This window comes from Streptosporangium sp. NBC_01469, assembly GCF_036227305.1.
Classification (GTDB): Bacteria; Actinomycetota; Actinomycetes; order Streptosporangiales; family Streptosporangiaceae; genus Streptosporangium.
Window position 1 is genome coordinate 1,513,715 of sequence record NZ_CP109465.1, and the last position, 15,530, is coordinate 1,529,244.

General features: G+C 71.4%; 12 protein-coding genes. 8 read left to right on the forward strand and 4 right to left on the reverse strand.

Annotated features, from left to right (window positions below):
- The first annotated feature begins 69 nt into the window (after positions 1 to 69).
- Positions 70 to 1,035, forward strand: coding sequence for a GlxA family transcriptional regulator (locus tag OG587_RS06670; protein WP_329087849.1), 966 nt, complete (start codon positions 70 to 72; stop codon positions 1,033 to 1,035).
- A 184-nt stretch (positions 1,036 to 1,219) separates the two neighbouring features.
- Here OG587_RS06670 and OG587_RS06675 read toward each other — a convergent pair whose 3' ends face one another.
- Entirely contained in the window at positions 1,220 to 2,659 is a 1,440-nt protein-coding gene (locus tag OG587_RS06675; protein ID WP_329087851.1) for an ABC transporter substrate-binding protein, read from the reverse strand.
- A 223-nt stretch (positions 2,660 to 2,882) separates the two neighbouring features.
- Positions 2,883 to 4,328: an MFS transporter gene (locus OG587_RS06680; protein ID WP_329087853.1), complete on the reverse strand. Its 1,446-nt coding sequence runs from the start codon at positions 4,326 to 4,328 to the stop codon at positions 2,883 to 2,885.
- A gap of 153 nt (positions 4,329 to 4,481) precedes the next feature.
- On the opposite strand from OG587_RS06680, the gene OG587_RS06685 reads away from it, so the two are divergent.
- From OG587_RS06685 to OG587_RS06705, 5 genes are read left to right on the forward strand one after another with little or no spacing between them, the layout of a single operon-like run.
- Positions 4,482 to 5,441: a 3-oxoacyl-ACP synthase III family protein gene (locus OG587_RS06685; RefSeq protein WP_329087855.1), complete on the forward strand. Its 960-nt coding sequence runs from the start codon at positions 4,482 to 4,484 to the stop codon at positions 5,439 to 5,441.
- Complete coding sequence (locus tag OG587_RS06690) at positions 5,441 to 6,172, forward strand: glycosyltransferase (RefSeq protein ID WP_329087857.1); 732 nt, start codon at positions 5,441 to 5,443, stop codon at positions 6,170 to 6,172. Before OG587_RS06685 ends, OG587_RS06690 begins: the two co-directional genes overlap by 1 nt.
- Entirely contained in the window at positions 6,169 to 7,299 is a 1,131-nt protein-coding gene (locus OG587_RS06695) for a cytochrome P450 (protein ID WP_329087859.1), read from the forward strand. Before OG587_RS06690 ends, OG587_RS06695 begins: the two co-directional genes overlap by 4 nt.
- Positions 7,296 to 9,092 (forward strand): class I adenylate-forming enzyme family protein, encoded by a 1,797-nt coding sequence (locus OG587_RS06700; protein WP_329087860.1) that lies wholly within the window; start codon positions 7,296 to 7,298, stop codon positions 9,090 to 9,092. Before OG587_RS06695 ends, OG587_RS06700 begins: the two co-directional genes overlap by 4 nt.
- Positions 9,085 to 10,044 carry an NAD-dependent epimerase/dehydratase family protein gene (locus OG587_RS06705; RefSeq protein ID WP_329087861.1) on the forward strand — a complete coding sequence of 320 codons (960 nt, stop codon included), beginning with the start codon at positions 9,085 to 9,087 and terminating at the stop codon, positions 10,042 to 10,044. Before OG587_RS06700 ends, OG587_RS06705 begins: the two co-directional genes overlap by 8 nt.
- Here OG587_RS06705 and OG587_RS06710 read toward each other — a convergent pair.
- Complete coding sequence (locus OG587_RS06710) at positions 10,002 to 10,886, reverse strand: hypothetical protein (RefSeq protein ID WP_329087862.1); 885 nt, start codon at positions 10,884 to 10,886, stop codon at positions 10,002 to 10,004. The two genes, OG587_RS06705 and OG587_RS06710, sit on opposite strands and share 43 nt — an antisense overlap.
- 252 nt (positions 10,887 to 11,138) lie before the next feature.
- Between OG587_RS06710 and OG587_RS06715 the strand changes: the two genes are divergently transcribed.
- Both OG587_RS06715 and OG587_RS06720 read left to right on the forward strand, forming a co-directional pair.
- On the forward strand, positions 11,139 to 12,524 hold the full coding sequence (locus OG587_RS06715) for an LCP family protein (protein ID WP_329087863.1): 1,386 nt from the start codon (positions 11,139 to 11,141) through the stop codon (positions 12,522 to 12,524).
- A 132-nt stretch (positions 12,525 to 12,656) separates the two neighbouring features.
- On the forward strand, positions 12,657 to 13,217 hold the full coding sequence (locus OG587_RS06720; RefSeq protein ID WP_329087866.1) for a hypothetical protein: 561 nt from the start codon (positions 12,657 to 12,659) through the stop codon (positions 13,215 to 13,217).
- 21 nt (positions 13,218 to 13,238) lie between these two features.
- Here the strand turns inward: OG587_RS06720 and OG587_RS06725 are convergent, their stop codons facing one another.
- A complete protein-coding gene (locus OG587_RS06725; protein ID WP_329087867.1) occupies positions 13,239 to 14,978 on the reverse strand; it encodes a DUF7927 domain-containing protein in 1,740 nt (579 codons plus the stop codon).
- Positions 14,979 to 15,530 lie beyond the last annotated feature (552 nt).

Consider the following 15,530-nt stretch of genomic DNA (forward strand, 5'->3'; position numbering starts at 1 on the left):
GTCGCGAGGAACCACGGGAGGCGCCCCGGCGAAGATGGCCCGTACCTTGCCATATGTGAGAATCGGGTCATGCACAGGATCGTCATGCTCGCCATGGACGGTGTGATCCCCTTCGAGCTGGGCATCCCGCCGCGGATCTTCGGCGGTGCCAAGACCTCGGACGGCGAGCCGCTCTACGAGGTGATCACCTGCACGATCGACGGCGCCCCCGTACACACCGACGCCGACTTCGCGATCACGGTGGAACACGGGGCCGAGGCCCTGGAGGGCGCGGACACCGTGGTGATCCCGGCCACCCACGCCCTTGGCACGATCTCCACCGAGGGGCGGCTCCCCGAGTCCCTGGCCGGCGCGATCGCGCGCATCCGGCCGGGCACCCGCCTGGTCTCGATCTGCACCGCCGCCTACGTGCTCGCGGCGGCCGGGCTGCTCGACGGCCGTCCCGCGACCACCCACTGGAGCAGCACCGACCACTTCCAGAAGCTGTTCCCCCTGGTCAAGGTCAACCCGGGCGTGCTGTTCGTGGACGACGGGGACGTACTCACCTCGGCCGGGGTGGCCGCCGGGGTCGACCTCTGCCTGCACATCGTCCGGCGCGACCACGGCACCGAGGTGGCCAACCGCGTGGCCAGGCGGTGTGTCGTCCCGCCGTGGCGCGACGGCGGCCAGGCCCAGTTCATCGAGCGCCCGCTTCCCGCCCCGACCGCCTCGACGACCGCCTCGACCAGGGCCTGGGCGCTGGAACGGCTGCACGAGCCGCTTCCCCTCAGCGAGCTGGCCGCCCACGCCCGGATGAGCCGCCGTACCTTCACCCGGCGCTTCCGCCACGAGATGGGCCTCAGCCCGGGACAGTGGCTCATCCTGCAGCGGGTCGAGCTGGCCCGGCGGCTCCTGGAGACCAGCGACCTGCCGGTGGACGGCGTCGCCCTGCGGTCGGGGTTCGGCACCGCCGCCTCGCTCCGCCAGCACCTGCAGGTGGCCATCGGCGTCTCACCGATGGCCTACCGCCGCACCTTCCGGCCCGTGGACGCCTGATCCGGCCGGGCGCCCCGGTGAGAGGAGCCGTCACCGGCCGGACGGCGGGAGGCCGTCGAGGAGCCGTCACCGGCCGGTGGAGAAACCGGGCGGGCGGCGAAAAGCGGCGGGAAAGCCGGGCGGCGGAGCGGCGGGGAAACCGGTTTGGGGGCCGTTCGAAGCCGGGCAAGGCCGGGTGGGGCCGTCACTGGCCGCGGGACCACTCCTTCTGCAGGCGGTCGGCCGCCTTCTTCGCGGTGATCCGGCCGCGGGCGACATCGAGGATGGCGTCGCCCTCCGCGCGCTCCAGGAAGGCCTCGTCGGGGACGTTCAGGGAACCGCCGTTCCTGACGAGCTCCTGGATCGCGGCGTAGCCGTCCTTGCCCTCCGAGGTGGCGAAGACGGACGAGTCCATCCGGAAGTCCTCGCGCGCGGGAACCAGCGCCAGGTCTCCGGCCCAGCCGGCGACGCCGTCGCCCGCGGTCAGGAACTCGATCAGCGTGGCCGCCTCGGCCACGTGCTTGGAGCTCTTGGGGACGGCCAGGCCCACTTCGGCCGTACTGCGGACGGCGGGCTTGGCACCCGGCAGGATGGTCGGGAAGGGCCCGGCGCCGATCTGCTTGACGGAGACCTTCGCGGTCTCGCGGTAGGACGCCGACAGCATCGGGCTCTGCCCCGAGCCGTCCACCAGGAACAGGGCCTTGCCGGAGCGGAAAAGCTCGGCCGGGCGGTCGCCCTTGAGGGTGAGTGCCGACTTCGCCAGCACGCCCCGATCGAACAGCGACCCGTAGGCGGTCAGGGCCGAGACCATCTCGGGGCCGTTCCACGGCTTGCCGCCGGTCAGCAGGTCGTCGGAGAGGGTCGGGTGGGTCTGGCCCGCGATGGTGAACAGCAGCTCCTCCTGCCTGCGCGGCTCGCCGGAGAAGACGACCGGCTGGAGGTCGGGGATCTCCTTCTTGACCCGCATGACGACGGACTCCAGATCGGCGGCCGTCTCGGGGAAGGAGAGGCCGAGCTCGGACAGGAGACCGGCGTTGTAGTACATGACCGCGCCACCACTGGAACCCATCGGGACGGAGTAGAGCGTGCCGCCCTTGGCGGCCTTCTCCGTCTGCTCCACCGCGTTCTCGTCGAGTTCGTCGACCCAGTCGCCGGAGACCTTGTCCTTCCACTCGTCGACCGGGCGGAGCCGGTCCGCGACCGAGCGGGTCATCGTCGGGATCGGGAGGCCGACGACGTCGAGCGCCTCGTCACCGGCGAGCGCCTCGGGCAGCCGCTTGCGGTAGTCGGCCTCGGCGAAGGCGCGCAGCTCGACCTCGATACCGGGGTTCGCCTGCTCGAACGCGGTGACCGCCCTCTTCAGCGCAGCCTCGGGCGGGGAGGAGGTCCAGTACTTCAGCGTGACGGGTCCCGCCGGCTTCTCGGGCTTCTTGGTCTTCTCACCGGCCTCGGGAACGGCCTGCTTGACCGGCCGGCCGTCTGCCGATCCGCCCGTGCTGCAGGCGGTCAGTCCGAGGGCGAGGGCGGCGGTGGTGGTCACGGCGAGCGCACGAGCTGTACCACGCATGCATACCTCCAGCAGAATCACGGTGCGGGTGACGGTGTTCAGCCCGGCAGGTCGATCACGGTCAATCCGATCGATCACGAAAAACGATCTTATGTGGTCCTCTGCCGCGACAGGGGACCGTCAAACTCCCGGCGGAGCCGTGCCTCTCAGCCCGGGGTGGCGCTCAACGGCCCGGCGACGTCGTCTCAGCCCGGCGTGGCACCCAGGGCTCGACGACGTCCCCCTCAATCGGGAATGGCACCTCGACGGCCCGGCGACGTCCTCTCAGCCCGGGGTGACGCTCAGGGCTCGACCGACGATGTCACTCTCGATCCGAAGTGGCGCTCAACGGCTCGGCGATGTCCTCCAGGCCCCTGCCCTCGGCCTTGACCCCGAGGAAGAGCTCCACCAGCCCCGCGGCGATCATGAGAACCGCGCCGATGCCGAAGGCCAGCGCGGTGTCACCGGGCCTGCCGCTCTTGACGAGGTTGGCGAAGATCAGCGGCCCGGACACGCCGCCGATGAAAGTGCCGATCGCGTAGAAGAACGCGATGGCCATGGCCCGGGTCTCCATCGGGAAGATCTCGCTGACGGTCAGGTAGGCCGCGCTCGCCCCCGCGGAGGCGAAGAAGAGCACGACGCACCAGCAGGCGGTGAGCGTGACCGCGGTGAGCACCTCCTGGTCGAACAGCCAGGCCGTACCGAGGAGGAGCACCCCCGAGCCGATGTAGGTGCCGGAGATCATGGGGATGCGACCGACCGTGTCGAAGAGCCGCCCGAGCAGGAGCGGGCCGAGGAAGTTGCCGAACGCGATGACGGCGAAGTAGTAGCCGGTCTCGGTCTTGATGCCGAAGAAGGTCGACAGGATCTGCGCGTACCCGAAGGTGATGGCGTTGTAGAGGAACGCCTGGCCGATGAAGAGCGACAGGCCGAGGACCGTGCGCTTGGGGTAGCGGGCGACCATGGTGTGCGCGATCTTGCCGAACCCGATGGACCTGCGCTGGTGGATGGTCATCGACTGCGAGGGCTCGTCGAGCTTGACGCCCTTCTCGCGCTCGATCTGCTTCTCCACCCCGTCGACCAGCCCCTCGGCCTCCCGGTCGCGGCCGTGGATGAACAGCCAGCGGGGACTCTCCGGCACGTGCCTGCGCACCAGCAGGATGGCCAGGCCGAGCACCACGCCCATGCCGAACGCGACGCGCCAGCCGATGTTCAGCGGCAGGTTGTTGAGCAGCGGCACGGTCAGCAGCGCGCCGCCCGCGGCGCCGAGCCAGTAGCTGCCGTTGATGATGATGTCGATCCTGCCCCGGTGGCGGCTCGGGATGAGCTCGTCGATGGCCGAGTTGATCGCGGCGTACTCGCCGCCGATGCCGAACCCGGTGAGGAACCGGAACAGGAAGAACCACCAGGCGGAGAACGAGAACGCCGTCGCGGCGGTGGCGACCAGATAGACGACCATCGTGATGATGAACATCTTCTTGCGGCCGAACCTGTCGGTGAGCCAGCCGAAGAACAGCGCCCCCAGGCACGCTCCGGCCACGTAGAGGGCGGCGGCGGTACCCGCCACCTGGGCCTGGGTGATCGCCAGGCCGCTGCCCTCCCTGGCCAGCTGGGCTGAGAGGTTTCCGACGATCGTCACTTCGAGACCGTCGAGGATCCAGACGGTGCCGAGTCCGATGACGACCATCCAGTGCCATCGTGACCATGGCAACCGGTCCAACCGCGCGGGGACCTTCGTGGTCACCGGCCCCGTCCGAACGTCGCTCATGGCGGCACCCGCTACCCCTTCACGACCGGCTTATACCGAAGAGAATCTCCTCCCTCTCATCTGCCCCACCGTCCCCGCGCGACCAGGACAAACCACCAGGTTTTAGATACATTGCGCGAGCATGGGGAGACTTGACGCTGTTTAGGGAGATCAATGAAAGCCCGGATCACGGGCGTCGCGACGTATCTGCCGGAGCGGACCGTTTCCAGCACGGACGTCGAACGGCGGATCGAGGGCTACGTGCCCCACAAAGGCGTCGTCGAGCGGCTGACGGGAATCCGGCGTCGCCACGTGGCCCGCGACGACCAGCAGGCGTCGGACCTGGCCGCGGCGGCGGCCCGCGAACTCGACCACTCCGACGTGGACCTGCTCGTCTTCGCGTCGGCCTCGCAGGACATGGTCGAGCCCGCCACCGCGCACATCGTGGCGGCCAAGCTGGGGCTCTCGTGCCCGGTCTTCGACGTCAAGAACGCCTGCAACAGCATGCTCAACGGGATCCAGATCGCCGAGGCGCTGATCCTGACCGGCGCGCACCGCAAGGTGCTGGTCTGCTCGGGCGAGATCCCGTCACGGGCGATCCGGTGGCGGGTCAGGGACCGCGCGCAGTTCGTCGACTCCTTCGCGGGCTACACACTGTCGGACACCGGGGCCGCGGTCACGGTCGCCGCCGATGTGGAACGTGGCATTTTCTACCGCGACTTCGCGGCCGACTCCACGGCCTGGGCGGTCGGCACCCTGCCCGGAGGCGGTTCCGCGCACCCCCGCGACCCCGAGTACTCCTACTTCCGCGGCGACGGGCGCGGGCTGAAGGAGGCCTTCGAGGCGATCGGCCCGGACATCTTCCTCAACGCTCTCAAACGGACCGGCCTGACCTGGGACGACTTCGCCATCGTGGCGGTACACCAGGTGGCGCTGCCCTATCTGCGATTCCTGGCCCAGGTGCTCGACATCCCCGAGGACAGGCTCGTGGTCAGCCTGCCCGAACACGGCAACTGCGCCTCGACGACGCTGCCGCTCCAGCTCGCGCTGGGCGGCTGGCGGCCGGGCGACCGGGTGGCGCTGCTCGGGCTGGGCGGCGGGATCAGCACCGGTGTGATGCTGGCGGAGATGTGATGGACCTCTGGGTGATCATTCCCGCCTACAACGAGGCCCCCGGCATCGAGGCGACGCTGAGGGCGCTGGCCGAGCAGGACGACCGGGACTTCACGCTGCTCGTGGTGGACAACGCGAGCACCGACGGCACCGCCGAGGTCGTACGGCGGCACGGCGTCCAGGTGGTCGTCGAGACCAGGAAGGGCACCGGCGCCGCCTCCGACACCGGCATGCGCCACGCCATCGCGCACGGGGCGACCCATCTGGCCAGGACCGACGCGGACTGCCTGCCCCGCCCCGACTGGGTGCGCAACATCCGGCGGGCCTTCGGCGACGGGCTGGAGATGGTCGGCGGACAGCTGCGGCCCAGGACCGACGAGTTCCGGCTGAAGTTCTGGGAGCGCCACCTCATCCCGTTCGTGGTGGAGGTGGCGGCGACCTTCGGGCGCTTCCGGCCGGGCAACAGGGACCCGCGCTACCGGGGCCCGTACGTGATGATGCCCGGCGCCACGCTGGCCATCACCGCGGACCTCTACGAGCGCGCGGGCGGCTTCCCCAGGACCGCGATCGAGGAGGTCCACGAGGACCGCGCCCTGGTCAACCGGGTCCGCACCCTCACCCCCGCGTACGCCTCGCGCCGCGACGTGGTGGTCTTCGGCTCCGTGCGCAGGCTGCGGGCGTACGGCCTCGCGGGCACCCTCGCCTGGTACGCCGACCACCACTACCGGCCCGACGTGATCGACGTCCGGTGAACCACGAGACCCGCCTCTACCTGGCCGCCCACCCCTTCGCCTACCCGCTCATGCGGCTGCTGGCCCGCCTCGGGCCCGTGGTGCGCGTACCCGGGCTGGGCGTGGTGGTCAACGACACCGCCGTCGCGCGGGCCGTGCTGATGGACGAGCGGTTCCGCAAGGACGGCCCCGGCTCGCCCGGCGACCTGTGGACACCCGTGCTCGGCCCCTCCGTGCTGCTCAACATGGAGGGACCCGGCCATCTCGCGCTCCGCAGGAAACTGATGCCGCTGTTCACCACCGGGTACGTGTCCGCGCTGGTGGACGACGTGCTCCGCGGGCCGCTCGACGATCTCTCCGCACGCCTGGAGCGGGGCGAGACGGTCGACCTGGTGGACGCCATGCGGCTGATGGCCGGGGCGGTGATCTGCCGGGTGATCGGGCTGGGCGAGGTCTCCGAGACGCGGGCCAGGGAGCTGTTCGCGGACGGGGAGCGGGTCGTCTCGATGGTCTCGCTGCGCTCGCGGCGGCTGTCGGCCCGGCAGGTGGCCGTCGCGAGGCGGGTGCTGGACCGGATCGGGGACATCGCGCAGGCCGCCTACGAGGCCGGGGACGAGTCCACGGTCATGGGCCGGATGCGGGCGCAGGGACTGTCCGTGGCCGAGGCCAGGGGCGCGGCCGGGGCGTTCTTCCTGACCGGTACCGAGACCGTCGCCACGTTCGTCCCCCGGCTCGTCGCCCTCCTGCACGACCACCGGACCCCGGTCGGCGACCTGGACAGGGTCATCGAGGAGGCCATGCGGGTCACCACGCCGACCCCGCTGATGCTGCGCTCGGTGGCCACCGCCGCGCACGTCGGCAGCACGGCGGTGCGCCCCGGCGACCGGGTGCTGATCGTCACCCACAACTGCGCCAGGGCGTACGGCCCGTTCGATCCCTCCCGCGCCCACCCGCCCGAGCTGCGGAGGCTCTGGTTCGGCGCGGGCCCGCACTTCTGCATCGGCTACCCGCTGGCCCTGGCGGAGATCCGGGCGGTGGCCTCCGTCCTGCTCTCCCACCGGGTGCGCGTCGTACGGCGACGCGCGGCCAGGCGGGTCCTCATCCCCACCTACGAGCACCTGTGGGTCGACCGGGCCGGTGCCGCGTGAACGACATCGTCGGCGGGATCATGGAAATCGCCGGGCGGGAACCGGGGCGCACCGCCATCGTCGACGGCCGGGGCCGTGAGATCACCTACGGCGAGCTGGCCCGCCGGGTGACGGCGGTCCGCGACGCGATGGGCGGACCACGACCGGAGAACGGAACGCGACCGGAGAACCGGGCACGGACGGCAGACCGGGGGCGCCCGGGAGACGAGGCACAGCCGGAAAACCAAGCCCTACCGGGAGACCAGGCACGGCCGGCAGACCAGGCACGGCCGGAGGACCGGGCACAGCCGGAAAGCGAGGCGCGGCCGGGGGCCGGGGTGCTGTTCGCGGTGCGGCCCGGGGTGGACGCGGTGACGCTGGCGCTGGGGGCGGTGGCGGCGGGCGGGACGCTCGTCCTCGCGGACCCCGGCCTGGCGCCCGACGTGCTCGCGGCCCGCATGGCCGCGACCCGGCCCGCGTGGGTGGTCAGCGAGTCCCTGCTCTATACGCTGAGCGGCCCGCTCAGGGGCCTGGCCCGTCGCCGGGGTCTGCTCCTGCCCCACCTCGCGGACCCGCTTCCCGGCCACCCCGTCCGCCACCTGTACACGGGACCGTGGCTGCCCGGAGTCCCCCGGGGGGCGCTGTGGCTCTCCCGGATCCTCCGATCGTCCGGCGGCCCCGCCGTCCCGGCGGGCCGGAAGACCGGCCGGGAGACGTACGGAACGGACCCGGACCAACCGGCGGCGGTTCAGGAGGCGTACGGAACCGACCCGGACCAACCGGCAACGCTTCAGGAGGCGTACGGGACCGATCCGGACCAACCGGCAACGCTTCAGGAGTCGTACGGGACCGACCCGGACCAACCGGCGGCGGTGATCTTCACCTCGGGGACCACGGCGCGCCCGCGAGGGGTGGTGCACACCCGGGGGTCGCTCGCGGCCGGGCTGGAGATGTTCAGGAGCGCGTTCCCGTTGGGCCCCGGTGACGTCGTGCACACCGACCAGCTGATGCTCGGACTCCCCGCCCTGCTGGCCGGGGCGACCTGGTCCCTGCCCGGAGGCGGTGACCTCGCCGCGGAACTGGCCGCGCGGCGGGCCACCCACACCTTCGCCGTGCCGGTGCACCTGGACAGGCTGCTGCGCGAGACCCCCAGGCTTCCCGGAACCCTCCGCTACCTCCTGCTCGGCGCCGCCCCCGCCCCGCCGGGCGTGCTCCGCCGCGCGATCGAGGCCGGGCCCGAGGTCCTGTCGGTCTACGCGATGACCGAGGCGCTCCCCATCGCGATCGCGTCCGCCCGGGAGAAGCTGGCCCAGGCCGAGGGGGATCTGCTCGGGGCGCCCCTGCCCGGCGTCGGCGTCCGGATCGCCGAGGACGGTGAGCTGTTCGTCTCCGGCCCCCACCTCGCGCGGTGCTATCTGGGTGAGGAGCCACTACGGGAGATCGCCACCGGCGACCTGGTCCGGCTCGAAGGGGACCGGCTGGTGCTGCTCGGCCGGAAGAAGGACATGATCCTCCGAGACGGGGTCAACATCTACCCCGGCCTGTACGAGTCCGGCATCGCGGCGCTGCCCGGGGTGGCCGAGGCCGCGATCGTCGGGCTCTCCGACCCCGAGACCGGAGACGAGGAGGTCGTGCTGGCCGTCGTTCCCACGGACGGCTACGACGAGGGCCTGCTGCGCAAGGCGCTTCCCGAGATCGTGGACGCCGCGGCCCTGCCCGACCGGATCGAGTCGCTCGACGCCTTCCCCCGTTCGGGACGGGCCGACAAGCTCGACCGGGCCGCCCTGCGGGACCTGGTCTCCCGCCGTGCCTGAGCGACCCGCCGGGGCGGACCCGCGAAGGCGGAAGATCGCGGTGACGGGCGCCTCCGGATTCGTGGGAGGCGCGGTCTGCCGGGCGGCCGTGGCACGGGGCTGGACGGTGTGCGCCTTCGGCAGGCGTCCCCGGGTGGACGGCGGGCACGTCGGCGGCGCCCCGTACACGTCGTGGGATCTTCTCGGCCCCCGGCCCGTGACGCTCCCGGGGAAGGTCGACGTGGTGATCCACTGCGCCGGGAGCGTCACGGACTGGGGGCCGCCGCGTGACATCTGGGCCGCCAACGTGGACGGCACCCGCAACGCCGCCGCCGCCTTTCCCGGCGCCAGGTTCGTACACGTCAGCACGGCGAGCGTCTACGACCCGTTCCGGCCGACCGTGATGGCCGCCGAGGAGGCCGCCCCGGTCGGACGGTACGCCAACGCGTACGGCGCCTCGAAGGCCGCCGCGGAGAGGTGTCTGGAGCGGGCGGTCGTCCTGCGGCCGCACGCGGTCTACGGCAGGGGGGACACCACGCTGCTTCCCCGGGTCCTCGGCGCGGTCAGGGGCGGCAGACTGCTCGCGGTGGGCGACGGGCGCCAGCGGATCAGCCTGACCTCGGTGGACAACCTGGTCCAGGCCTGCCTGCTCGCCGCCGAGGGCCCGGTCGACCACGGCGTCTTCAACGTGACCGACGCCGAGCCCGTCGTGCTCGACGACGCCCTGCGCGCGATCCTCGGGGAACGCGGCATCGACGCCGAACCGTACTACCTGCCGCTCACTCTGGTGGACCCCCTCGCCGCCGTCGCCGAGACCGTGTCACGGCTGCTCCGGCGCCCGCGCCCGCCCCGGCTGACGCGCTACGCCGCGGGCCACCTGGCCGTCGAGCGGACCCTCGACATCACCGCCGCGCGCACCCGGCTCGGCTATCACCCCTCGGGGACGTCCTTCGAGGGCTCCGCGGACTGGTGAGGGCAGGCTTCGAACGCCGCGGCCGCGAGCCTGGAACGGATGCGCCTGCCCCTGACGACGAAGGCCGTCGCCGCCACGATCAGGCCCAGCGTGAAGAGCACGCGCAGGCTGTCCCTCAGGAAGGCGGTCAGCGCGTCGAATATCGCGACCACGGCGGCGTACGACAGGCCGGTGACGGACTCGGGCAGGTAGACGTTGCGGATCGCGGACATCGCGATCGCCAGCGCGAGCATGCTCGCGGCCAGGCCGAGTCCGGCGCCGATCAGGGCGGTACACCGGTCACGTATCAGGAACACCCCCGCGGCGATCAGGATCGGTGACAGGACGATCAGGACCCATCTCAGCGAGATCAGCTTGTCGTAGACCCCGTCGATCATGACTATGGCGGAGTTGGGCAGCAGCAGGGTGACGGGGTGCGTCTTGGGCAGGCGCGAGGCGGCCCCCAGGCCGGTGACCTGCAGTCTCCGCTTGACCAGCTCGTACACCGGGGCGAGGTCGTAGCCGATGCCCTCGCCCTGCACGTTGAGATTCGGGGTGTGGCCCAGGACCGCGAGGAGCCGGCGGTGCGTCAGCCGGTTGATCTCCACCCAGGCGACGGCGAAGTCCTCGTCGACGCCGGTCTTCACCGTCTCGCGGATGATCTCCCCGCCGACCGAGATGCCCAGCCCGCGCAGCCGCACCATGATCTCGTCGGTGACGCGATCCGTGACGGCGTTCTTGACGGCCGGGTGAGCGGACAGCGGAGCCACGTTCCGGATGTAGCGGTTGGGGTCGGCGATCTCGTTCGCCGCCCAGTAGGCGGTGAGGGCGAAGGGAGCAAGGAGGCATCCGAGCGCGATCAAAATTGAACCGATCACTGTACGCACGGGGCCCCCTAACCGCTTTACCTGGAAATCCCCGCGTTTGCCTGGCAAAACCAGTTACGGGCTCTTTTTGACGCGAACTTGGAAATCAGTGTCATCCCGACGGCGAAATCTGGTTTACAAACCTTGACCCACCACCCCCAGCGCGTCGAACAACCACATAGCCGATTCAACCGAAAACCGTTACTAACCTGCGACGTATTGGGCTGACGGACAGGAGAATTCACGGCTATGGCAGGCAATACGCGGCGAACAGGCGTCGGATCGAGCCTGGCACTGACACTGGGCTCAGCCGTTCTGTGGGGCCTAGCCCACGTCTGGGTGGGCCGCCGTCTGACCGGCGCCTTCCTGATGGGCATCGAGCTGGTCCTCGCCGGAGCCGCCGCGACCGCCGTCCTGACCGCGGGACCCTCCCTGCTCTCCCTCGCCGTACAACCCGCCTGGCTCTGGGTCTTCGCGCTCACCGCGATGCTGGTCGCCGTCGTGACGGTCGCCGTGGTCATCCGCTCCTACCTGCTGGTGCGGCCGGAGTCGGCGCACCCCGCGGCCCGGTACCTCTCGGCCGCCTCCGTCGGCGTGCTGTGCGTGCTGACGATCGCCCCGATGATCTACGCGGTCCGGCTGGCCTACGTCTCCCACAGCGTGGTGACCTCGGTCTTCGCCGAAAGCGTCACGCCGATCCCGGTGGACCCGTGGGAGGGCGTGGACCGGCTCAACATCCTGCTTGTCGGCGCGGACGCGGCGGCCAACCGGGTCGGCGTGCGCACCGACAGCATGACCGTGGCCAGCGTCGACACCCGGACCGGCGACACCGTGCTGTTCGGCCTGCCCAGGAACCTGGAGGACGTCCCGATGCCGCCGGGCCCGGCCCGCGACCGCTTTCCCTACGGCTTCCAGGGCGAGGGGCCGTACACGCCGGGCATGCTCAACGAGGTCTACCAGTACGCCGAGGACTATCCCGAGATGGTTCCCCGGCAGAACAAGCGGCACCGCGGCCCCACGCTCCTGAAAAGGACGATCGGCGGCATCCTCGGCCTCGACATTCCCTATTACGCGATGGTCGACATGAGGGGCTTCGTGGAAATCGTCAACGCGATGGGCGGCGTACGGGTCCGCATCAAGGATCCCATCGTGTACGGCAGGCAGAACGAGGGCCTGATCGAGGCGGGCAGACGGAGACTCTCGGGCGAGGAGGCGCTCTGGTACGGCAGGTCCCGCACCTACAGCGACGACTACGTGCGGATGGGCCGCCAGAAGTGCCTGCTGAACGCCGTCGCCAAGCAGGCCGACCCGGTGACGGTTTTCAGCAGCTTCGAGAAACTGGCCACCGCCGCCGTCGACGCCATCTCCACCGACATACCGCAGCAGTTGCTGCCCGACCTGGTCGAACTGGCGGAGAAGGTGAAGGACTCCAGGATCAGGAGCCTCCAGTTCGTCCCCCCGCTCATCTACTCGGGGGCACCCGATTACCACCTGATCAGGCGTGAGGTCATCGCCACCCTGGCGGCGCCGCCCGCCCCGCCCCGCTCCGTGCCCGCCGTACAGGCCGGGGACCGGATGAGCGCGGACGAGCGCGTTGAGACGAACGCCGTCGTCCTCGACTCCGCCTGCCACTGACGGACCGGCGGACCCGACGAACCGGTGGACCCGCGGACGACATGCCCGGCGCGTCCGGCGCGTTGAGAGCGCCCACGAGTGTCGGAATGCTGTTATGGAGTGATTACTTAGCGTCACCATGGAGGTTCGAGGATGAAACGTCACCTGGCGAGCGTGGGCCTGCTCGCCGCAATCGCCGCACCCGCGCTTGGATGGCCGACCGCCTGGGCCGATCCGGTCCCCTCGGTCTCCATCTCCCTCGACGACGGAGCGAGGGATACCACTCCCGGCGCGGAGAACACGTACACGCTTCGTCTCAGCAACCAGGGGACCGCCCGGCTGAAGCGCGTCCTCCTGGTGCAGTCCCTGCCACCGTCGATGACCTTCGTGAAGGCCGACGCCGGGGGGCATGTGGAGCAGGACAAGGTGGCGTGGACGGTGAACGTCCCGCCGGAGAAGGACACCATTGTCCATCTGAGCGCCCGGGTGGGCGCGGTGGCGGGGGCCGCGGTGCAGAACCTGGCGACGACGGCCTGCGCCCGCAGGAGCGCCACCGGCCCCGTGCTGGTCTGTGCCACGGACATCAACACCGTGACCCCGCCGGAGAAGACGGCCGGCTGGGTCCTGCCCGTCTCGCTGGCCTCCGCCGCCGTCGCGGGGCTGGCCACCACCGCGCTCCTGCTCCGCCGCCGTCGCCGGGTCCAACCGGTCTGATCCGGTGCGATGCGTGCCCGGCTAGGGTCTCCCCGGCCGGGTACGCAGCCGCAGGACCAGACCGAGACCGGAAAGCAGGAGTCCCACCAGGACCGGCCCGAACGGCAGCCCCGTGAACGGCAGCGAGGGACCGGCCGATACCTCGCGGGACCCACCGGCGGGACAGGGAACCGAGAAGGACCGCCCCCGGCCCGGCACGCACGACGGGTCGGAGAGCGGCTTCGGCACCCGCGCGGGCACGGGTGCCCGCTCCGGGCCGGGAACGGGTGCGGGCCCCGAGGGGGAGACCGACGCCTGCGCCGGATCGGGAACCGGCGAGGGCACCGAACCGGGAGCGGGAATCGGCGCGGAATCCGGATCGAACGCCGATGCGACCTCGGGACCGGAACCCTGACCGGGCACGGAACCCGGACCGGAACCCTGACCGGGCGGCACGGAACCCTGACCGGGCACGAAACCCGGCACGGAACCCTGACCGGGCGGCACGGAACCCGGAACGGAACCCTGACCGGGCGCCGGACCGGAACCCGGAACGGCTGCCGGAGACGGAGCCTGGGCGGAACCGTCAACGGCCCCAGACACCGGCGCCTGGGCGACGGCGGTCTTCACCGGCCCCGTTCCGCAGCCGGGTTCGGCCGATCCCGCCGGGCAGTCGGATCCGGGCCTCACGCCCGCCCCGACGTCATCCGGCTCGGAGACCTCGGGCGTGAGCGTCCCGGTGGCCGTCGTCCCCAGCACGGCGACCCGCTGCGCGCAGCCGAGGCCCGCACCGGGAACGGGAGCGGCGCGCCTGGCGGACCACGGCGCCGGGTCCGGGCAGTTCGTCCCGCCCCCCGGGGCCTGGACGGCGCTGTCCAGCACCCCGTCCCCGGTGGCGGGGGTGCCGACGGTCACGCTGTAGGTGATCGTGACCGTCTCGCCCATCGAGATGTCTCCGGCCCAGGTCAGCTTCGGCGCGCCGTACGAGACGGTGCCGCTCGTGACCCGTGCGTCGCCGTTGTAGGCCGCGTCGTCGAGGACCCGGGAGAGCTCCCCGGTGAGCGTGGCACCCGGATAGTCCTCGTTACCGACGTTGCCGACGGTGATCGTGTAGCCGACCGTCTGGCCGGGGCCGGCGGTCTCCCTGTCGGCGGTCATGAGGACGTACAGCAGCGGCAGGCCGGGCCCGCCGAGGTTTCCGCAGGCGGCATCGGTGGACCCTGCCTCGCAGTTGGAGCCCTCGGGACCGACCAGCTTGCCGGAGAGACGCAGGTCCCCCGCCGGCGGGTCGTTCACCGTGACGCCGTAGGTGACCGTCACCGTCTGGCCGGCGGCCACGTCACCGGTCCAGGTCACCTCGGGCTCGGCGAAGGCGACCGTGCCCGACGTGGCCGACTGGTCGTGGTCGAAGTCCGCGTCGTCGAGCAGGCCCGACAGGTCGTCGGTGAAGGCGAGGCCCGGGTGGGCGGTGTCACCGGTGTTGCGTAGCTTGACGGTATAGGTGACCTTCTGGCCGGGCTTGGCGAGGACGGGCGAGGCCGTCTTGGTGATCTCGACCTCCGACTTCCCGGCCCCCTCCACACGGCTCTCGCCGCCGGAGGCGCCCCTCGCGACCCGCCTTCCCGTCTCGGACGCGGGCGAAGACACCCCGTTCCCCACCGGCGCGGACGCGCTCTTCCCCTCCGCCCCGGACGCGGGCGAAAGCACCCCGTTCCCCCCGGGCACTTCCTTCTCCTCGGGTACGGACGCGGACACCTCCTCGGCGGGCACGTGCGCCGGCACCTCATCCGTTCCCTGGACGGGCCGGGACATCTCTATCGCCGTCGGGGCGGAATCGGACGTTCCACCCGCCGGCGAGGGAGCCTCGACCACAGCGGGCGACGCCGCCCCGCCTCCCTTCCCCGTGGGAGAGCTCCCCGCGCGTACGGGCGAGTTCCCCATGCGTACGGGCGAGTTCCCCGCGAGTACGGGCGAGGGCTTCCCCTTCGCCGCCCGCGCAGGCGGAGACTTCCCGTCCGCCGTCACCCGGGGAGTCCCGGCCCCTGTCCGGACGGATGACGAGGACGCCTCCGCCGCGTCCGTCCGGGGTGCGGCGAGAGCGAGCGACGGCGTCACGAGCATCGCGAGCGCGACACCCCACACGGCGAACCCACCGGCCCGCCGTCCTGAAAAACGCCGTCCCGAGAAACGCCTTCCGGAGAAACCCCGTCCTGAGAACCACCGCTCGGAGAACCACCGCTCGGAGAACCACCGCTCGGAGAACCACCGCTCGGAGAACCGTTCAGGAACCCGCCGTTCAGGAACCCGCCGTTCGGAAACGCGACGCGACCAGGT

Excerpts from the sequence above, each read along its gene's own strand:
- OG587_RS06670 (WP_329087849.1), top strand. The coding sequence starts at position 70 with ATGCACAGGATCGTCATGCTCGCCATGGACGGTGTGATCCCCTTCGAG.
- OG587_RS06680 (WP_329087853.1), bottom strand. The coding sequence starts at position 4,328 with ATGAGCGACGTTCGGACGGGGCCGGTGACCACGAAGGTCCCCGCGCGG.
- OG587_RS06685 (WP_329087855.1), top strand. The coding sequence starts at position 4,482 with ATGAAAGCCCGGATCACGGGCGTCGCGACGTATCTGCCGGAGCGGACC.
- OG587_RS06690 (WP_329087857.1), top strand. The coding sequence starts at position 5,441 with ATGGACCTCTGGGTGATCATTCCCGCCTACAACGAGGCCCCCGGCATC.
- OG587_RS06715 (WP_329087863.1), top strand. The coding sequence starts at position 11,139 with ATGGCAGGCAATACGCGGCGAACAGGCGTCGGATCGAGCCTGGCACTG.
- OG587_RS06720 (WP_329087866.1), top strand. The coding sequence starts at position 12,657 with ATGAAACGTCACCTGGCGAGCGTGGGCCTGCTCGCCGCAATCGCCGCA.